The sequence below is a fragment of the Alloalcanivorax venustensis genome (assembly GCF_047495515.1).
GTDB classification, from domain to species: Bacteria; Pseudomonadota; Gammaproteobacteria; order Pseudomonadales; family Alcanivoracaceae; genus Alloalcanivorax; species Alloalcanivorax venustensis.
This window is the reverse complement of record NZ_CP179934.1, coordinates 1,776,470-1,796,040: the sequence shown is the minus strand read 5'-3', so window position 1 is coordinate 1,796,040 and position 19,571 is coordinate 1,776,470. Positions and strand designations below refer to the sequence as shown.

At 66.5% G+C, this 19,571-nt stretch carries 15 protein-coding genes; 5 read left to right on the top strand and 10 right to left on the bottom strand.

Annotation, left to right across the window (positions count from 1 at the left end):
* Positions 1 to 9 precede the first annotated feature (9 nt).
* The 4 genes from ACMG4O_RS08525 to ACMG4O_RS08510 all read left to right on the top strand — a co-directional run bounded on the left by ACMG4O_RS08525 (position 10) and on the right by ACMG4O_RS08510 (position 7,524).
* Positions 10 to 3,135: an efflux RND transporter permease subunit gene (locus tag ACMG4O_RS08525; RefSeq protein ID WP_142948359.1), complete on the top strand. Its 3,126-nt coding sequence runs from the start codon at positions 10 to 12 to the stop codon at positions 3,133 to 3,135.
* Positions 3,132 to 4,562, top strand: a complete 1,431-nt coding sequence (locus ACMG4O_RS08520; RefSeq protein ID WP_414433578.1) for an efflux transporter outer membrane subunit — start codon at positions 3,132 to 3,134, stop codon at positions 4,560 to 4,562. The genes ACMG4O_RS08525 and ACMG4O_RS08520 overlap by 4 nt, the downstream gene beginning before the upstream one ends.
* A 291-nt stretch (positions 4,563 to 4,853) precedes the next feature.
* On the top strand, positions 4,854 to 5,390 hold the full coding sequence (locus tag ACMG4O_RS08515; RefSeq protein ID WP_414433577.1) for an acyloxyacyl hydrolase: 537 nt from the start codon (positions 4,854 to 4,856) through the stop codon (positions 5,388 to 5,390).
* A gap of 49 nt (positions 5,391 to 5,439) precedes the next feature.
* Positions 5,440 to 7,524 carry a TonB-dependent receptor family protein gene (locus ACMG4O_RS08510; RefSeq protein ID WP_414433576.1) on the top strand — a complete coding sequence of 695 codons (2,085 nt, stop codon included), beginning with the start codon at positions 5,440 to 5,442 and terminating at the stop codon, positions 7,522 to 7,524.
* Positions 7,525 to 7,624: 100 nt separating this feature from the next.
* Here the strand turns inward: ACMG4O_RS08510 and ACMG4O_RS08505 are convergent, their stop codons facing one another.
* From ACMG4O_RS08505 to ACMG4O_RS08470, 8 genes are all read right to left on the bottom strand, one after another.
* Positions 7,625 to 9,145 (bottom strand): aldehyde dehydrogenase family protein, encoded by a 1,521-nt coding sequence (locus ACMG4O_RS08505; protein ID WP_370183267.1) that lies wholly within the window; start codon positions 9,143 to 9,145, stop codon positions 7,625 to 7,627.
* 85 nt (positions 9,146 to 9,230) lie between these two features.
* Positions 9,231 to 10,676, bottom strand: a complete 1,446-nt coding sequence (locus ACMG4O_RS08500) for a hybrid sensor histidine kinase/response regulator (RefSeq protein WP_414433575.1) — start codon at positions 10,674 to 10,676, stop codon at positions 9,231 to 9,233.
* Entirely contained in the window at positions 10,648 to 11,811 is a 1,164-nt protein-coding gene (nosP, locus tag ACMG4O_RS08495) for a nitric oxide-sensing protein NosP (RefSeq protein WP_194855609.1), read from the bottom strand. The genes ACMG4O_RS08500 and nosP overlap by 29 nt, the downstream gene beginning before the upstream one ends.
* The gene (locus ACMG4O_RS08490) at positions 11,808 to 12,497 is read right to left on the bottom strand and encodes a response regulator transcription factor (RefSeq protein ID WP_335628695.1); all 690 of its coding nucleotides are present in this window, start codon (positions 12,495 to 12,497) and stop codon (positions 11,808 to 11,810) included. Before ACMG4O_RS08490 ends, nosP begins: the two co-directional genes overlap by 4 nt.
* A 110-nt stretch (positions 12,498 to 12,607) precedes the next feature.
* Complete coding sequence (locus ACMG4O_RS08485; protein WP_335628696.1) at positions 12,608 to 13,033, bottom strand: host attachment protein; 426 nt, start codon at positions 13,031 to 13,033, stop codon at positions 12,608 to 12,610.
* A gap of 98 nt (positions 13,034 to 13,131) precedes the next feature.
* Entirely contained in the window at positions 13,132 to 13,602 is a 471-nt protein-coding gene (locus ACMG4O_RS08480) for a PaaI family thioesterase (RefSeq protein ID WP_083209795.1), read from the bottom strand.
* Between the two features lie 9 nt (positions 13,603 to 13,611).
* On the bottom strand, positions 13,612 to 14,418 hold the full coding sequence (locus ACMG4O_RS08475; protein ID WP_067609703.1) for an IclR family transcriptional regulator: 807 nt from the start codon (positions 14,416 to 14,418) through the stop codon (positions 13,612 to 13,614).
* Positions 14,419 to 14,604: 186 nt separating this feature from the next.
* Positions 14,605 to 15,393: an SDR family NAD(P)-dependent oxidoreductase gene (locus tag ACMG4O_RS08470; protein WP_414433574.1), complete on the bottom strand. Its 789-nt coding sequence runs from the start codon at positions 15,391 to 15,393 to the stop codon at positions 14,605 to 14,607.
* Positions 15,394 to 15,760: 367 nt separating this feature from the next.
* Here ACMG4O_RS08470 and ACMG4O_RS08465 point away from each other — a divergent pair, with 367 nt between their 5' ends.
* Entirely contained in the window at positions 15,761 to 17,191 is a 1,431-nt protein-coding gene (locus tag ACMG4O_RS08465) for an aldehyde dehydrogenase family protein (protein WP_194855606.1), read from the top strand.
* Between the two features lie 517 nt (positions 17,192 to 17,708).
* Here the strand turns inward: ACMG4O_RS08465 and ACMG4O_RS08460 are convergent.
* Positions 17,709 to 18,557: a crotonase/enoyl-CoA hydratase family protein gene (locus tag ACMG4O_RS08460; RefSeq protein WP_194856382.1), complete on the bottom strand. Its 849-nt coding sequence runs from the start codon at positions 18,555 to 18,557 to the stop codon at positions 17,709 to 17,711.
* A 202-nt stretch (positions 18,558 to 18,759) separates the two neighbouring features.
* Positions 18,760 to 19,560 (bottom strand): SDR family NAD(P)-dependent oxidoreductase, encoded by an 801-nt coding sequence (locus tag ACMG4O_RS08455; RefSeq protein ID WP_414433573.1) that lies wholly within the window; start codon positions 19,558 to 19,560, stop codon positions 18,760 to 18,762.
* Between the last annotated feature and the right edge of the window lie 11 nt (positions 19,561 to 19,571).

The window sequence follows — 19,571 nt, the reverse complement described above, 5'->3', positions numbered from 1 at the left end:
GGGATTATCATGGCACGCTTTTTTATCGACAGACCGATTTTTGCCTGGGTGATCGCCATCGTGATGATGCTCGCCGGGGTGCTTTCGATCTACAACCTGCCGGTGGAGCAGTACCCCACCGTGGCGCCGCCGGAAGTGACCATCGAGGCCACCTACCCGGGGGCGTCGGCGAAGGTGGTGGAAGACTCGGTCACCCAGGTGATCGAGCAGCAGATGAACGGCATCGACAACCTGCTGTACATCACCTCCACCAGTGACTCGGCGGGCAACGCCCAGATCGCGATCACCTTCGCGCCGGGCACCAACCCGGACATCGCCCAGGTGCAGGTGCAGAACAAGCTGCAGCTGGCCACCCCGCTGCTGCCGCAGGAAGTGCAGCAACAGGGTGTGCAGGTGACCAAGTCCTCGGACTCGTTCCTGATGGTGATGGCGTTCAACTCCAAGGACGGCTCCATGAGCCGTTCGGACCTGGCCGACTTCGTCGCCGCCAATGTGCAGGACCCGATGAGCCGGGTGCAGGGCGTGGGCCAGATCCAGCTGTTCGGCTCGCAGTACGCGATGCGCATCTGGCTGAACCCGGACGACCTGAACCAGTACAACCTGACCCCGGCGGACGTTATCGCTGCGGTGGAAGCGCAGAACAACCAGGTGGCCGGTGGCCAGCTGGGCGGCGCCCCGGCGGTGGAAGGCCAGCAGCTGAACGCCTCAATCATCGCGCAGACGCGGCTGGAAGACCCGGACGAGTTCAAACAGATTCTGCTGCGCGTCAACGACGACGGCTCGCGGGTGCTGCTGGGTGACGTGGCCCGGGTCGAGCTGGGTTCGGAAAACTATCAGGTGCAGGGCCGCTTCAACGGCTCGCCGGCGGCGGGCCTGGGTATCAACCTGGCGACCGGCGCCAACGCCCTGGACACCGCCGAGGCGGTGCGCGCCAAGCTGGAAGAGCTGCGCCCGCTGTTCCCGGACAACATCGAGGTCTCCTACCCCTACGACACCACCCCGTTCGTGGAAATCTCGATCATGGAGGTGGTGAAAACCCTGTTTGAAGGCATCGCCCTGGTGTTCCTGGTGATGTTCCTGTTCCTGCAGAATTTCCGCGCCACGCTGATTCCCACCATCGCCGTGCCGGTGGTGTTGCTGGGCACCTTCGCGATTCTGCTGGCGTTCGGCTTCACGGTGAACACCCTGACCATGTTCGGCATGGTGCTGGCCATCGGCCTGCTGGTGGACGACGCCATCGTGGTGGTGGAAAACGTGGAACGGGTGATGGTGGAGGACGGCCTCTCGCCACGGGAAGCGACGCGCAAATCCATGGGCCAGATCACCGGCGCGCTGGTGGGCATCGCCCTGGTGCTGTCGGCGGTGTTTATTCCCATGGCGTTCTTCCCCGGCTCCACCGGCGCCATTTACCGCCAGTTCTCGATCACCATTGTCTCCGCCATGGTGCTGTCGGTGCTGGTGGCGTTGATCCTGACGCCGGCGCTGTGCGCCACCATGCTCAAGCCGATCCACGCCGACCACCAGAAAACCAAGGGCTTCTTCGGCTGGTTCAACCGCAACTTCGACCGCGCCAGCCGCGGCTACCAGGGCAAGGTGGAGAAGATTCTCGGCCGCCGCGGCCGCTACCTGCTGATCTACGTGGCGATTGTCGGCGTGCTGGCGTTCGCCTTCATGCGCCTGCCCTCGGCGTTCCTGCCCGAGGAAGACCAGGGCATCATGCTCACCCAGGTGCAGCTGCCGGTGGGTTCCACCCAGGGGCAGACCATCGAAGTGCTGAAGAAGATGGAGAACTACTTCCTCAATGAGGAACAGGGCGCGGTGGAATCGATCTTCACCGTGGCCGGCTTCAGCTTCGCCGGCCGGGGCCAGAACTCGGGCATCGCCTTCGTGCGCCTGAAGGACTGGTCGGAACGGGACCTCTCCGAGGACGGCGTGCAGCATGTGGTGCAGCGCGCCATGGGCTACTTCTCGACCATTCGCGAGGCGGTGATCTTCGCCCTCAACCCGCCGTCGATTCCGGCGCTGGGCACCTCCGACGGCTTTAACTTCCAGCTGCAGGATCAATCCGGGCTGGGCCACGAGGCGCTGTCCGAGGCCCGCGACCAGCTGCTGGCGGCCGCCAATCAGCACCCGGCGTTGACCGGCGTGCGCCACAACGGCCTGGCGGATACGCCTCAGTACAAGCTCAACGTGGACCGCGCGGAAGCGCAGGCGATGGGCATCTCGCTGTCGCAGATCAACAACACCCTGGCGGTGGCCTGGGGCTCCAGCTACGTCAACGACTTCGTCGACCGGGGCCGGGTGAAACGGGTCTATGTGCAGGGCGACGCGCCCTTCCGCATGCTGCCCGAGGACATCGGCGACTGGTACGTGCGCAACGACACCGGCGAAATGGTGCCGTTCTCGGCCTTCGCCAGCGGCGAGTGGATTTACGGCTCGCCGCAGCTGGAGCGCTACAACGGCCTGTCGTCGATGAACATCCAGGGCAACGCGGCGGCCGGCTACAGTACCGGTGACGCCATGGCGGCGATGGAATCGCTGGCGGCGGACCTGCCGGCGGGCATCGGCTACGAGTGGACCGGGCTGTCGTTCCAGGAGCGCCAGTCCGGCAACCAGGCGCCGCTGCTGTACGCGCTGTCGCTGCTGGTGGTGTTCCTGAGCCTGGCGGCGCTCTATGAAAGCTGGTCGATCCCGTTCGCGGTGATGCTGGTGGTGCCGCTGGGCATTATCGGCGCGGTACTCGGCGCCACCCTGCGCGGGCTGGAAAACGACGTGTTCTTCCAGGTGGGGCTGCTGACCACCATCGGCCTGTCGGCGAAGAACGCGATTCTGATCGCGGAATTCGCCAAGGATCTGGAGGACCAGGGCCGCGCCCTGCTCGACGCCACCCTGGAAGCGACCCGCATGCGGCTGCGCCCGATTCTGATGACGTCGCTGGCGTTCGGCCTCGGTGTGACGCCGTTGATGCTGAGCAGCGGCGCCGGCTCCGGCGCGCGTAACGCCATCGGTACCGGCGTGTTCGGCGGCATCACCGCCGCCACGGTGCTGGCGATCTTCTTTATCCCGCTGTTCTACGTGGTGGTGCGCAAATTGTCCGGCGTGCCGCTGACCGGCAAGAAAGAGGTGCGAGAATGAACCGCAAAGCCCTGACCGCGCTGTTCGCCACCCTGGCCGTGGGCGGCTGCACCCTGGCTCCGGACTACCAGCAGCCGGAGTCGCCGGTGCCGGCCACCGCCGGCGACAATCAGCGGATCGCCGAGGAACTGGTGCTGCCGGGCTGGGAAGCCCTGTTCCAGGACCCGCAGCTGCAGCAGCTGATCCGCACCGCGCTGAGCAACAACCGGGACCTGCGCCTGGCGCTGCTGGACGTGGCCGAGGCGCGTGCCCAGTACCGCATCGAGGGCGCGGCGCTCTACCCGGAACTGTCCGTGGACGGCGAAGGCTCCCGCCAGCGCCTGCCGGCGGACCTGAGCCAGACCGGTGACAGCGAGATCCAGACCCAGTACAGCGTGGGCCTGGGCGTGGCCGCCTACGAGGTGGACCTGTTCGGCCGCCTGCGCAGCCTCAAGCAGTCCGCGCTGCAGCAGTACCTGGCCACCGAGGAGGCGCGCCGCAGCGCGCACATCACGCTGGTGTCCGAGGTGGCGAACGCCTACCTGACGCTGCAGGCGGACCGCCGCAATCTGCGCATCAGCCGGGAAACCGTGGAAGCCCAGCAGGAATCCGTGGACCTGGTGAAAGGCCGCTTTGATATGGGCCTGGGCTCGGAACTGGAGGTGCGCCAGGCGGAAGTGGCGCTGGAAACCGCGCGCGCCAACCAGGCCCGCTTCAAGCGGCTGGTGGCCCAGGACCGCAACGCCCTGGCGGTGCTGGTGGGCGCCCCGCTGCCGCCGCTGCCGGACAGCCCGGCGCAGGACCTGGACAGGGAACTGGCGGCGCTGCCGGAAATCCCCGCCGGGGTGCCCTCGGCGGTGCTGCGCCAGCGGCCGGATATCCAGCAGGCGGAGTACAGCCTGAAGGCGGCCAACGCCAATATCGGCGCGGCGCGGGCGGCGTTCTTCCCGCGCATCGCCCTGACCGGCTCCGCCGGCACCGCCAGCAGCGAGCTGTCCGGTCTGTTTGAGAGCGGCTCGGAGAGCTGGTCGTTCTCGCCGAGCATCTCCCTGCCGATCTTCAGCGGCGGTCGCAACCGGGCCAACCTGGACGTGGCGGAAGTGCGCCGCGACCAGAACGTGGCGCGCTACGAGCAGACCATCCAGACCGCGTTCCAGGAAGTCTCCGACGCGCTGCAGGCGCGCGGCAGCTTCACCGAGCAGGAGCAGGCCCAACAGGCGCTGGTCACCGCCACCCGACGCAGTCTGGCCCTGGCCGAGGCCCGCTATGAACAGGGCGCCGACGACTACCTGGCGGTGCTGGACGCGCGCCGCGAGCTGCTGAGCGCGGAGCAGGAGCTGGTTTCCGTGCGCCTGCAGAAACTGGCCAACCGCATCACCCTGTACCGGGCCCTGGGCGGCGGCGTGTTCCCCGACCGCGCCATCCAGCTGTCGGGCCGAAACCCTTAAAAAATAAAAACAATAATCGAACAGCGTCTCTTTAGCCCCACCGGCAAGCTTCTTGCTTGCTTGTTGGAGCGCGCTTTGTGGGAGCGGGCCTGCCCGCGAAAGGCCGGCAAAGCCGGCCGGCAGGATTCCAGAGAGGTTGTTTGCGCCGCCGTTAGATATCTCTGGGATCCTGCCGGGAGCTTCGCTCCCTTTCGCGGGCGGGGCCCGCTCCCACAAGAGCAGCTCCCACAACTGGTCCCAAAAGGCCCTTAATAGAATTCCCCGCCATTATCGCGCGGGTCAGGAACGAAAATGCATCCTTCATTGATTTCCGGGCTTTGTTTGATCGCTGGACTCACCCTTTGTGTTCCGACCTACGCCGACCCCACCGTGGGTACCCGCGCCGGCGGCGGCGAGGGGCTGCGCCTGTACAGCCTGTTCGGGCGCTGGCAGGCGCCGTGGCTGCAGGAGCATGCGGTGGCGCCGTTTTTCTCCGACCGGGTGCAGGCGTACTGGGACCTGAGCGTGGAGCGCTGGGAGGGCGAGGACACCGCCGGCGAGGCCAACAGCAGCGAGGTGTACATCGTCGGCCCGGTGGTGCGCATCGACTGGCCCAGCCGGCGCCTGTTCCTGCTGGTGGGCGTGCAGCCTTCCTATATGACCCACAGCGTGATCGACGATGACGACATGGGCGGCAATCTGCAGTTCACCAGCCACGCGGAGCTGGCCTGGACGCCGATCAACCGGCTGACGCTGGGCCTGCGCGGCCAGCACACCTCCAACTCGCGGCTCTACAAGCCCAACCCGGGGATGAATCTGGCGTCGGTGACCCTGGCCTATAACTTCTAGATCCAACACACTGGCGTTTCCGCCCCTACGCCGTACAAGGAGTTCGCCCATGGGCCATCCGGATCGCCCGTCATTGCGCCTGACCGCCCTTCTGCTTTCTGTTTTCCCGGCGCTGGCGACGGCCCAGGAACCGCCGGCCGACGGCGGCAACCGGCTGGACACGGTGACCGTGAGCGGCACGCGCCTGGAGCGCGACCTGGCCGACCTGCCCGGCGCCGCCACGGTGGTGGACGCGCAACAAACCCAGCAGGGCCAGCCCGGCCTGCAACTGGACGAGAGCCTGGCGCGGGTGCCGGGCCTCTATCTGCAGAACCGCTACAACTTCGCCCAGGGCCTGCGCCTGTCCAGCCGCGGTTTTGGGGCGCGGGCGCCGTTCGGGGTGCGCGGCCTGCGCCTCAACGTGGACGGTTTTCCGGAAACCCTGCCCGACGGCCAGTCCCAGGTGGACGCCATCGACCTGGACGCACTGGAATCCCTGACCGTGCTGCGCGGGCCGGCGTCGGTGCTGTACGGCAACGCCAGCGGCGGCGTGGTGGACATGACCACCCGCAGCGGCGCCGACCTGGTCTACCCGCAGCGCTTCAGCGTGTCCGGCGGCAGCGACGGCTTCCGCAAGACCAACCTGCAGCTGGGCGGCGCGGACGGCGGCAACCATCACTACCTGAGCCTCACCGGCGTGCGCTATCAGGGCCAGCGCGAGCAGAGCGAGATGGAGAAGTATTTGCTCACTTCGCGGGTGGGCCGCGCGCTCTCCGAGCACCGCGACATCGAGTTCTTTTTCACCGCCATGGACACGCCGACGGCCCAGGACCCGGGCGGGCTGACCCGCGCCCAGGTGGAACAGGACCGCGACCAGGCGACGCGCTTTGCCAACCTGCTGGACGCCGGCCAGGAAGTCAGCCAGCAGCGCCTCGGCGTGCTCTACCGGGACCGCAGCCTGGGCGGCGAGCTGCGCGCCCGCGCCTTCGTCACGCAGCGCGATTTCACCCAGCAACTGCCGTTCCCCGGCAGCAGCCTGATCGACTATGAGCGGCTGTTCTACGGCGTGCGCCTGGAATACGTGGACCGGGTGCGGGCGTTCGGCCTGGCGCACCGCTTCCTGGTGGGCGTGGACGCGGACCAGCAGCGCGACGACCGGGGGCGCCGCTCGGTGAACGCGGACGGCCAGGTCACCGGCCTGACCGCCGACGAGGACCAGACCGCCACCGCCGGCGGTGTGTTCGTGCAGACCGACACCGACCTCAGCGACACCCTGACCCTGTCCCTGGGCGCCCGCGCCGACCGGGTGCGCCTGGACATCGACGACGACCTGCTCGCCGACGGCGACAACAGCGGCGACCAGGACTTCACCGAAAGCAGCTACAGCGCCGGCCTGAACTGGCGCTACCATCCCCGCCACGGCGTCTACGCCACGGTCAGCAACGCCTTCGAAACGCCCACCTTCACCGAGCTCGCCAACCCCTCCGGCGCCGGCGGCTTCAACCCGGATCTGGAGCCGCAGAAAGCGTTGAACCGGGAAATCGGCGGGCGCGGCCAGCTGGGCGATAAGCTGTTCTACGAGCTGGCGCTGTTCCGGGTCGAAGTGCGCGACGAAATCACCCCCTACGAGCTGGGCGGGCGCACCTTCTACGACAACGCCGCGCGCACCCGCCGCGACGGCGCCGAGCTGATGCTGGAGCACCTCACCACCGACACCCTGACCCTGACGCTGGCCTACACCTACTCCGACTACCAGTTCCAGCGGTTCTACGACGACCAGCAGGATGAGGACGTGAGCGGTAACCGCCTGCCCGGCCTGCCCCGCCACCACCTGTTCGCGGAAGCCGCCTGGCGCGGCCTGGACGGCCTGTTCCTGATCGCCAACGCGCAGTACAGCAGCGACGTGTTCGCCGAGAACACCAACGAAACGGAAGTGGACGACTACGTGGTGGCCGGCCTGCGCGGCGGCAAGGCGTGGCGCATGAACAGCGGCGAGCTGACCCTGCACGCCGGGGTCAACAATCTGTTCGACGAAGAGTACTTCAGCAACCTGCGCATCAACGCCAACAGCGACCGGCCCGACCCGGCCGACCGCGGCTACTTCGAGCCCGCCCCCGGCCGCCACTTCTACGCCGGCGCCTCCTACGCCTGGTAAGTCTTGGTGATGCAGCCAAAAAAAACCGCCCCAGGGGATGGGGCGGGGAAAGGGGTCAAGGCAAACACAAGCCTTAGTGGGTCGGCTCTCCCGAGCCGGTTCAGAAAAAGCCGAGCGGATTGATGTCGTAGCTGACCAGCAGGTTCTTGGTCTGCTGGTAGTGATCCAGAATCATCTTATGGGTCTCTCGGCCGATGCCGGATTTTTTGTAGCCGCCGAAGGCGGCGTGGGCCGGATAGGCGTGGTAGCAGTTGGTCCAGACGCGGCCGGCCTGGATGCCCCGGCCCATGCGGAAGGCCACGTTCATGTCGCGGCTCCAGACGCCGGCGCCGAGGCCGAACTCGGTGTCGTTGGCGATGGCCAGGGCTTCCGCTTCGTCCTTGAAAGTGGTGACGGCCACCACCGGGCCGAAGATTTCTTCCTGGAACACGCGCATTTTGTTGTCGCCCTTGAGCAGCGTGGGCTGGATGTAATAGCCCTGGCCGTGGTCGCCTTCCAGGGTTTCCTTGTCGCCGCCGGTGAGGAACTGGGCGCCTTCGCTGCGGGCCACTTCCATGTAGGACATGATCTTGTCGAACTGCTCCTGGGAGGCCTGGGCGCCCACCTGCACGTCGGTGTCCAGGGGGTTGCCGCGCTTAATGGTTTTGGTGCGTTCCAGCACCATGGCCATGAACTCGTCGTACATGTCTTCCTGGATCAGCGCCCGGGACGGGCAGGTGCAGACTTCGCCCTGGTTGAAGAACGCCAGCACCAGGCCTTCCACCGCCTTGCTGATGAATTCCGGCTCCGCCTTCATGATGTCGGAGAAGTAGATGTTGGGGGATTTGCCGCCCAGCTCCACGGTGGAGGGAATGATGTTTTCCGCCGCGCATTTGAGGATGTGCGAGCCCACCGGGGTGGAGCCGGTGAAGGCGATCTTGGCGATGCGCTTGCTGGAGGCCAGGGCCTGGCCGGCTTCCTCGCCGTAGCCGTTGACGATGTTGAGCACGCCTTCGGGAAGCAGATCGCCGATGATTTCCATCAGCTTGAGGATCGACGCCGGGGTCTGCTCGGCGGGCTTGAGCACCACGCAGTTGCCGGCGGCCAGCGCCGGCGCCAGCTTCCAGGTGGCCATCAGGATCGGGAAGTTCCAGGGGATGATCTGCCCCACCACGCCCAGCGGCTCGTGGAAGTGATAGGCCACGGTGTTGGCGTCGATGTCCGCGGCGGTGCCCTCCTGGGCGCGGATGCAGCCGGCGAAGTAGCGGAAGTGATCCACCGCCAGGGGGATGTCGGCGTTGAGGGTTTCGCGCACCGCTTTGCCGTTGTCCCAGGTTTCGGCCACCGCCAGGGCTTCCAGGTTCTGCTCGATGCGGTCGGCGATCTTGAGCAGCAGGTTGCCGCGCTCGGCGGCGGAGGTTTTGCCCCAGGCGGGCGCCGCGCGGTGGGCGGCGTCCAGTGCCAGGTCGATGTCCTCGGCGGAGGAGCGGGGAATCTGGCAGAACACCCGGCCGTTCACCGGGCTGACGTTGTCGAAGTACTGGCCTTTGACGGGCGCGACCCACTGGCCGCCGATGTAGTTTTCGTAGCGTTCGTTGAAGGCGACCACCGCGCCTTCGCTGCCGGGATTGTGATAGATCATGTCGGGACACCTCGTGGCGTGTATTTCCTCGAGGTTAGCGCCGATGCCGGGTGGGCCGAATGCTACTTCGGTACTAGAAAGCCCCTTATTTAGTCGCGGGGCCGGTGGTCGACGGCGCCCGCGTGAGGGTGTGCTGCAGGGCCAGTTTGAGCTTCATGGGTTTGACCGGCTTGTAGATCAGCGTGTGGCCGTCGCGGGCGCAGCGCTGTTTCAGGTAGGGGCCGCGGTCGGCGGTGAGCATGATCACCGGCAGCGCCTCGGCGCCGGCCCGGCGGCGGTCCCGGTTGAGGGCGTCGGCGACGGTCATGCCGTTGTCGCCGCCCGGGTCCAGGTGGTAATCCATCAGCAGCACGTCGGCCGGGTCGCGGCGCGGGTCCAGGTGTTCGGCCAGCGCCTGCACGGATTCCGCCGCCGCCACCCGGCAGCCCCATTGTTCCAGCAGGGTGCGCATGCCGGAACAGATGGCGCGGTCGTTATCCACCACCCAGACGCGGCGCCCGGCCAGGGTGCGTCCGGCGTCGGCGGCCGGCTCCATGGCGCGGGCCTCGGCGGCGCTGAGCCGCGCCAGTGGCAGTTGCAGGGCGAAGCGCGAGCCACGGTTTTCCCGCGAGCGCACGGTCAGGGGGTGATCGAGGATGCGGCTGATTTTCTCGACGATGGACAGCCCCAGGCCGAGGCCCCGTTCGTGGTACTTGGCCGCCCGGGCGCCGCGTTTGAATTCCTGGAAAATATCGCCGATCTGATCGTCGCCGATGCCGATGCCGGTGTCCGCCACCACCACTTCCACCCGCTCGCCGCGCCGGCGGCAGCCGAGCAGGATCGAGCCGCGATCGGTGTAGCGCACCGCGTTGGAGAGCAGGTTGCGCATCACCCGGCTGAGCAGCTGCGGGTCGGAGCGCACCACTGCGGAGCTGGGCACGTAGCGCAGGCGCAAGCCCTTGGCGGCGGCCATCTGCCGGTACTCCTCGGCGAGCACGTCGAGCAGCCGGCGCAGCGGGAACACGCCGGGCTCGGCGCTGACCACGCCGGCGTCCAGCTTGGAGGCGTCGGCCAGGGTGGTGATCAGCGATTCCAGATCGAGCAGCGCGGTGTCGATATGGCTGAGCATGAACTGGGTGTTGTGGTCGGGCTGGTCCTGCAGGGCGCTGGTGAACAGGCGCGCGGCGTTGAGCGGCTGCATCAGGTCGTGGCTGACGGCGGCCACGAACTTGGTCTTGGAGATGTTGGCGCGCTCGGCTTTTTCGGTGGCTTCGCGCAGCCGCGATTCCACCCGCCGGCGCTCTTCGATTTCGTCCAGCAGTTGCTGGTTGGCTTCGCGCAGAGCCTGGGTGCGCTCGCGCACCTGCTCGGCCAGCACCACCGAGTGCTGGAAGGCGGCGTAGGGCGCGGTGGGCGCCATGTTGCTCTCTTCCACCCGTTCGATCAGGGCGTCGCAAATACGCCGCAGGCGGGCGTTTTCCGCCATCAGGCGCGCTTCGTGAAGATCCCAGGGGGACGCGCTGTCACCGTCGGCTGCGTTGTCGTCGGCCAATCGCCACCCCCGTCATGGTCTGGTTGATGTGCATGCCGTTGAACTGCTCGCCGTAGGTGTTGAAGCCCACCACGCTGTGCCGGCGCAGCAGCGCCGAGGCCTGGTCGACGGTGCCGTCCGCTTCGATCTCCTGACGGCGCAGGCAGCAGTCGCAGCCCAGGGTCACCCAGGCCGGGCCGAGGCGCTCTTCGATGTCGCTGAGGGTCTGGTCCAGCTCGTCGAGAATCGAGCCGGTGTGCATGGCGGTGAGCACGATGCCGTTTTCCACCGCGCAGTAGAACGACAGGCTGAGGTCGTCGTTGACCCGCTGAATGGAGCGGGCGTAGTAGTCGTTGTTGATGCGCACGGCCAGCGGGTAGCGGGCGAACACCACGTCGTCCAGCTCCGCCACCGGCACGCCGACCAGGCGGGCGTAGGCTTCCGCCGCCGGTTCCGCGTTGAGCTCCTGGACCACGCGCCGTTCGGCGTCGGCGGCGGTGACCACCAGTTTCACCGTGGCCGGGCGCAGGTGGTGGAAGCTGAACACTTCGAAATCCAGCGCGCTGTTGATCATCAGCACCATGGCGGCGTTGCTGTGAAAGGCGCCGTCGCTGTAGACGTAGGTGCCGGACAGCCGGTAGTCGTCGCCGGCGGAACCGCCCAGGCTGGTGATGCTGCCGAGCGCCGAGTTGAGTGTGGCGAGCACCAGCTCTTCGTTCACCGAGAGGCCGTCCAGCAGGGTGAGCACGAAGGTGTTGTCGGCGTCGACCCGCGCCACGGACGCGGCCCGGCACTCGCACAGCAGGCTGTCGGTGAGCTGCTGGGCGTCGGCCAGGCTGAAGCCGTCGAGCCGCTCGATCAGGCGCGCGCCCACCGAGAAGAACCGGCGGTCGAAGCCGATGGCGACAATGGTGCCGCTGTCGTAGCCGCGGCTGGTGATCTCGCCGGCGGAGGTGCAGCCGCACAGCGGCAGGTCGCCGAAGGCTTCGGCGAGGGCGCCGGCCAGGCGGTCGAGCCGGTAGTCGATGGAACAGAAAAACAGCACGCAGCCGAGATTGTCGTGGCGCAGCTTTTGCGCCAGGTCACGGGCGGCGAGACGCTCGTCGCGGGCGTCGCTGAACGCGGTGATTACGGCACTGGGCGGAATCGCGTTCATCGCTCCGGCACCTTCGGGGCACGCAAATAGGCGGCGAAGTCGATGTCGCCGGCGGACAGGATCGCCTGCACCCGGTTGGTGGCGCCGAGCTTGCGCAGGATCGCGGACACATGGGCCTTCACGGTGCTTTCGGCGATATTGAGCTGGTAGGCGATCACCTTGTTGGAATCGCCCCGCGACATGCGCTCGAACACCTGCAGCTGCTTGCGGGTGAGCGTGGCGAGCACGTCGGAAAGGTCCTCCGGCTCGCGGCGCGCGGCGGTGCTTTCTTCGCCGGCGCCGGACCCGGCACGGATGATGTCCGCCGGCAGGTAGATGGAGCCGGCCAGTACCTGCTCCAGGGCCTGGATCATCTGCTTGCGGGGGGTGGACTTGGTAATAAACCCGACCGCGCCGTAGGTGATGGTCTGCAGGATCACCCGTTTCTCTTCCTCGGCGGAGACGATCACCGCCGGCAGGGTGGGAAACAAATTGCGCAGCCGCACAAGGCCGCCGAGGCCCTGCATGCCGGGCATATTGAGGTCCAGCAACACCAGATCCAGGTCGTCGTGGCGGCCGGCCACCGCCAGGGCGGCGTCCAGGTCGGACGCCTCCAAAAGTGTGCTGCCGGGGAAGCCATCGTCGATCACCCGGGCGATGGCCTCGCGGAACAGGGGATGGTCGTCGGCGATCAGCACCTGGTACATGGTTATCGGCTCGTTGGAATTCTTATCAGGCTCATAACCCCGAATTTACCACGACCGGGCGCGCCCCGGCGGCACTGTGGCGTGAATATGCGCCTAAAGTCGTAGACGCCTTAGAGCTCCAGCTTTTTGCGGATGTCGTCCGCGCTCTGCTTGGTCAGGTCCTTGTCGATTTCGCGGCTGACCGCGTCGCGGGTGGTGGGGTCGAGCTTGTCGCGCAGGGCGCCGAGAAAACGGGGCTCGGCGACCAGGATGAAGCGGTCGGCGCGGCCCTGCTCCAGGTTGTGTTTCATGTACTCGGCCACTTCCTTGGCGAAGAAGGCAGCGTGTTTGTCCGAGGTCGCCTGCTGGTTGCCGGTGGCGCGCGGGTTGCCGTGCAGGGCGCCGCTGCCTTCGGACCCTTTGCCGCCGGTGCGCAGATCGCCCACGTGGGCCTGGCTTTCCGGGTGATCGAGCTGGTCGATTTCCTTGAAGGTACCCACTTCGTGGGCGAACACCCGGGCGTGGGCGGCGTTACTGGCGACGATATAAGTAGTCATGGTGCCTCCTTTCGGCAATCACTGTGTTCCTGAACACAGCATTGCGGGTCAAGGAGGCGCCCTTCAAGCGGAACCGGCCGCGTTGGTGTAAAAGAGGTTTAAGCGATGGGGGCGCCGCGCGGATCCTGGGAGTCGCTGCGCAGCCGGAAGGTGCCCTCGCCGAGGATCAGCAGGGTGTCGTCCTCGCTGTACACTTCCACGGTGGAGTTGAAGATGCGGCTGCCGCCGGCCCGTTTAACGCCGATGGCGCGGATGTAGCCGGGGCCGGCCTGGCCGGTGAAGGTGGTGGTCATGGACAGGGTGAGCGCCTTGCGGATCCGGTCCGGGTAGGGGCAGAAGGTGCCGGCGCAGGCGCCGGCCACGTCCAGCAGGGTGGCGAGCACGCCACCGTGTACCCGGCGGCCCAGGTTGAGGTGGCGCTCGTCGACCTGCATGCCGACCACGACCCTGCCCTCTTCCCATTCCAGAAATTCCAGCCCCAACAGGGCCGGGAAACCATGGCTGAACTTGGCGGTGGCCGTGGCCATGGTGTATTCGGACGCCGGCGTGGCGCTACTGCTGCTGCTCATTCACTGTCCTCAAATATCCCGGCCCTGCACCATTTGCCGGACCTGCTCGACCACTTCCTTGAGGCGCGGGCCGAGGTTTTCGATCAGGATGCGGCGGCTCAGCCGCAGCGACGAGCCGCCGCAGTTGAACGGCACCACCTGACCGCCGTTATCCAGGATCAGCGGCACGCCCACGGCGCTCACGTCCCGGTTCCATTCGCCGTCGGAGGTGACGAAGCCGTACTGCTCGTATTCCTTGAAGGCGCGCTCCAGGCCGCGCTGGATGTCCGGCCAGGCGTCCGGGTTCTGGGCGCGGATCGCTTCGTAATAGGGCTCGCGCTCCTTGGCCGGCAACGCCGCCAGAAAGGCGCGGCCCACCGCGGAGGTGCCGATCGCCACCCGCGAACCGACGGTCAGGCGCAGCACCAGCGGGCCGGAGCCCTGGCACACCTGGATGTAGGTCATGGACGCGCCGTCCGGGGCGCCGATGGCCACCAGGCAGTCGGTGGCGTCGGACAGTTCCTGCATGAAGGGCCGGGCGATGTCGCGCACCCCTTCGCTGGCCAGATAGCGATAGCCGAGATCCAGCACGCCGGGGCCGAGCCGGTACTTCTCCAGGTTCTCGGCGTAGCGCAGGTAGCCGAGCTGGGTCAGCGTGGCGGTCATCCGCGATACGGTGGGACGGGGGATGCTGGTGCGCTTGGCCAGTTCCGCGTTGCCCAGGTATTCGTCGGAGGGACCGAAACAGCGCAGGATTTCCAGGCCGCGTGCCAACGCGGTAACAAAATTACGGTCCTTATCCGCGGACCCGTCCTTTCCAAGAGCGGCTCGTCGCATGTGGCATTTCCTCGATTCAGGCTTCGGGATCAGCGGGTCCCGGCTGGCAAATGACCAGCATCGGGCCCGCTGTTGTTTTATTCGTCGCTTTTATAGTTGTGCATAAAGCCCGCAAATATAACAAAAACCCATTTCACTTAGGAGGGCACGGGCGTTCTACCTTCGGCCAAGCCGTCCTGTACAGGCTCAGTGTTTCATGCCCGGCAGGTTGAGCGAGGCGGTGTTGCCACCGTCCACCGCCAGCGCCTGGCCGGTGATGTAGCTGGCGTCGTCGCTGGCCAGGAACGCCATGGCCGCGGCGATTTCTTCCGGGCGGCCGTAGCGGCGTAATTCGCAGCGGCTGCCGAGTTTCTGTTCCTTGTTGTTGTCGCGGGCGTAATCGAACACCGGCTTGGTCATGCCGGTTTCGATCAGGCCGGGGCAGACCGCGTTGACGCGCACGTTGTACTGGCCCAGGTCGCAGGCGGCGGTTTTGGTCAGGTTGATGACCGCCGCCTTGGAGGCGCTGTAGGCGTTGCCGCCGGCGCCGGAGCGGATGCCGGCCACCGACGCGGTATTGACGATGGCGCCGCCACCCTGGGCCTGCATGTGCTTGCCCACGGCGCGGATGAAGAACATCGGGCCCATCAGGTTGACGCCCAGAATCGCCTGCCAGGTTTCGGTGTCGCTGTCGGTGATGGTGGAGTAGTCGTGGCCGGCGATGCCGGCGTTGTTGACCAGCGCATGCAGGGTGCCGTGGGCGGCGAGCACCTCTTCCACCAGGGCGTTGACCGCCTGTTCGTCGGAGACGTCCACGGTGCGCAGGGTGACCCGGGTGTCTTCGGGCAGGTGGGCGGCGGTCTCTTCCAGGCCTTCCTGGTTGCGGTCCACCAGCACCAGGCGGGCGCCCTCTTCGGCGAAGCGGCGGGCGGCGGCGCGGCCGATGCCGCTGCCGGCACCGGTGATCAGGACGTTGCGCTGGTCGAAACGCTGCATGGGGGTCTCCTGGAGTTTGTTTGTGCTTTTTTTGGAAGATGACATGAGCTGGACGGGGGGTCAAGATTTTGGAATGCTGTTTCACTAAATAGCTGGCTCAGGACTCCGTAGCACGGCGCGGGGCCCGACTTGTGGGAGCTTGCTTGCAAGCGAAAGGCCGGCTTTGCCGGCCGGCGGGATACCAGAGGCGTGGATGGTGCCTTTGCCGTGGGCTTGGGTTGCTGGCCCGTTCACTCGGGATGGGGCATCCTGGGTTGGTTTTTCAACTTGTGACTTTCAAAGTGCGGTTGTTTGGTTCTAGCTTGCCGCTTGGCGGCTTGAAGCTTGCGGCCGACTTTTTGTGTTTCGTTTTTCGGGAGAGTGTTTCATGAAACATCTGGACCAGTTCTATATTAACGGCGGTTGGGTGAAGCCCAGCGGCGACGCTAAGCCCCATGAGGTGATCAATCCGGCCACGGAGGCGTCCGAGGGGACGGTGTATCTGGCCGGTAAGGCGGATGTGGACGCGGCGATTCAGGCGGCGCGGGATGCGTTCGAGAGTTTCGCGGCGACGCCGTTGGAAGAGCGTCTGGCGATGCTTGAGAAGATCATGGGCATCTACCAGTCGCGTCTGGATGATATGGCGGAGGCGATCAGCCGGGAGATGGGCGCGCCCCGTCACGGTCTGGCGGCGAAGGTGCAGGCGCCGATGGGTCTGGGCCACGCCAAGGCGACGCTGGGCGCGGCGCGGGAGTTTCCGTTCGAGCAGAAGCTGGGCCGCGCCACCGTGCGCCGTGAGCCGGCGGGTGTGTGCGCGTTGATCACGCCGTGGAACTGGCCGATGAACCAGGTGATGTGCAAGGTGGCGCCGGCGATCGCGGCGGGCTGCACCATGGTGCTCAAGCCCAGTGAGTTCGCGCCGCTGTCCGCCCATGTGCTGGCGGAGATCATCGACGAGGCGGGCCTGCCCAAGGGCGTGTTCAATATGATTTACGGCGACGGCGCGGAAGTGGGCCCGATGCTGTCTTCCGATCCGCGCGTGGACGTGGTGTCGCTGACCGGTTCCACCCGTGCCGGGGCGTCGGTGAGCAAGGAAGCGGCGGATACCTTCAAGAAGGTGTCGCTGGAGCTGGGCGGCAAGTCCGCCAATATCATTCTGCCGGACGCGGATTTCGAGAAGGCGGTGAAGCACGGTGTGGCGTCGATGATGAACAACACCGGGCAGAGCTGTAACGCGCCGTCGCGGATGCTGGTGCCGGCGGACAAGCTGGCCGAGGCCGAGGCGATCGCCGCCAAGGTGTGCGAGAGCCTGAAGGTCGGCGACCCGGCGGATAAGGACACGGTGATCGGCCCGATCGCCAACGAGCGACAGTTCAAGCGCGTGCAGTCGATGATCGAGAAGGGTCAGGAAGAAGGCGCCAAGCTGGTGTGCGGCGGTACCGGCAAGCCGGAGGGTCTGGAAACCGGTTTCTACGCACGGCCGACGGTGTTCAGCGAGGTGAACAACCAGATGCTGATCGCCCGCGAGGAGATCTTCGGGCCGGTGCTGGTGATGCTGCCCTATAAGGATGTGGACGACGCGGTGGCGATCGCCAACGATTCGGACTACGGCCTGTCCGGCTATGTGTACGGTGCCAGCGAAGAGGACGCCGCCAAGGTGGCCGCCCGTCTGCGGACCGGCATGGTGCATCTGAACGGCGCGCAGCTGGATCCGCCGGCGCCCTTCGGCGGTTACAAGCACTCCGGCGTCGGCCGCGAGTGGGGCGTTTACGGCCTCGAGGAATTCCTCGAAGTGAAGTCCGTCTTCTACAGCGCCTGAAGCTCACCACTTGTGGGGGCTTGCCTGGCAAGCGAAAGGGTGGCTTTCAGCCACCCGGCAGGCCCTCAGAGACTTTTCTCTCCAGAAAGCCCGCACCGGGATCGGGTGGGCCCGTCCAGGACACGCCACGAGTACATCCATGTAGGCTCGACGTTTGGCCATCCCTGGCCAAACACGGTCCTGGACGGGCCCACCCGATCCCGGCGCTCCTTGGGAGATTCGCCGCCAGGGTTTCGTAGAAAGGTCCGGGCGGCGTTTCTGACCCGTGGCGGTTCCGTTTCCAAGTGAGCGGGGCAATGGTGGTGCCTGGAGGGAGCTGTTTGGCCAGGGAGGGCCAAACTAACAGCGGCCAGGGATGGCTTGAGCGGTCCCGGAAGGCACCACCATTGCACCGCGTCTCCGATACGGAGCACCAGACACCTGACTAACCAAGCTCTCTGGCATCCTGCCGAGTGGCTGTAAGCCACCCTTTCGCGGGCGGGGCCCGCTCCCACAAGGCACGCTCGCACAGGTGCGGTTAAACGCCGCCCTGGACGTCGTCGTTGAGGGGTGGGAGGGGGACATAGTCGCCGGGCTGGCCGGTTTTGCCGGCGGTGACGGCGGCCATGACTTCTTCGCTGTGCAGCATGCCGGCGTTCCAGGTGACCACGTAATCGAGGCTGTCGGCGGTGTTGTGGTCGCGGGCGTAGGTGATCATGCGCTTGCAGCCGTGCACCGCCAGCGGTGATTTGCCGGCGATCTCCTTCGCCATTTCCAGGGCCCGTTCCAGGGCCGCTTCCTTGCTGTCCAGCACTTCGTTGAAGAGGCCGCGACGCTCGCCCTCTTCCGCGCCCATGCGCCGGCCGGTGTAGGCCAGTTCGCGGACGATGCCTTCGGGGAGCAGTTTGCAGAGCCGCGGGAAGGTGCCGACGTCGGCGGTGAGGCCGACGTTGATTTCGTAGACGGTGAGGTAGGCGTCGCGGCTGGCGTAGCGCAGGTCGCAGGCGCTGATCAGGTCCACGCCGCCGCCGATGCAGCCGCCGTGCAGCGCGGCGATCACCGGTACGCGGCAGTCTTCCAGGGCGCTGAAGGTCTGCTGCATGAGCGCGGTGTTGTGGCGGAAGCGCGCCGCTTTCTGCACCCGGGCGGTGACGTCGGCGGGGTCCGGCGGGGTGCCGAACATGCCCAGGTCGAGGCCGGCGGTGAAGTGCTTGCCGTTGGCGTCGATGACGATGGCGCGGATGTCGCCGCTCGCGTCCAGCGCCCGCACCGCCGCCGGCAGCTCGTTCCAGAAGTCCGCGTTCATGGCGTTGAGGCGGTCCGGCCGGTCGAGGGTGATGCGGGCGATATGGCCGTCCGTGGTGACGGTTAGCGTTTTATAGCTCATGACGGTTCCTCGTGATTGTCAGCGGCAGGCACCTTGTGCGAGCGGGCCTTGCCCGCGAAAGGGTGGCTTTAGCCACCCGGCAGGATTCCAGAGACGTTGTTGGTGCTTTTGTCAGACCTCTCTGGGATCCTGCCGGCAAGCTTTGCTTGCCTTTCGCGGGCTGGGCCCGCTCCCACAGCCTGCTCCCGCAACAGAGCGGGTGTTAGCTCTTCTCGTTGAACATGGCGATGCGGCCGCCGTCGACGACCAGGTCGTGGCTGTTGATGAAGCTGCCTTCGTCGCTGGCCAGGAAGACGGCGGCGAAGGCGATGTCGTCCGCCAGGCCGGCGCGGGGCAGCGGCGTGGCTTTGGCGAGATTGGCTTCGAGCTTTTCCATCTTGCGCTGGTTTTCTTCGTCGCTGAGCGTCTGGGCGCGCTGGGAGCCGCCCCAGAAGATCGGCGTGGCGACGGCGCCGGGGGAGATGGCGTTGACGCGGATGTTGTGCTGGCCCAGGTCGGCGCCGGCCAGGCGGGTCATGTGGGCGACGGCGGCCTTGGCGCCGGAATAGAGGTAGCCGCCCTGGTTGAGGCGGTGGCCGGCGATGCTGGCGTTGTTGATGATGCTGCCGCCGCCGCTGTCCTTCATGACGCGAGCGGCGTGCTTGATGCCGAACGCCGGGGCGCCCACCAGCAGGCGCATGATGCGCGCGAATTCGTCTTCGTCGAAGCTGTCCACGGTGGTGCGATCGCCGGCGCCGGCGTTATTGAACAGGCAGTCCAGGCGGCCGAATTTTTCCACGGTGAAATCCACCAGGGCGGCGATGTCGTCTTCGCTCATGATGTCGGTGCTCTTGAACACGGCGCGCTCGCCGAGCTCCTTGGCCAGGGCTTCGCCCTTCTCTTCGGAGCGGCCCGCCAGCACCACGGTGGCGCCCTCTTCGATGAAGCGCCGGGCGGTGGCTTCGCCGATGCCGCTGGTGGCGCCGGTTATCACGGTAATTTTATTTTCCAAACGATTACTCATCATTGTTCTCC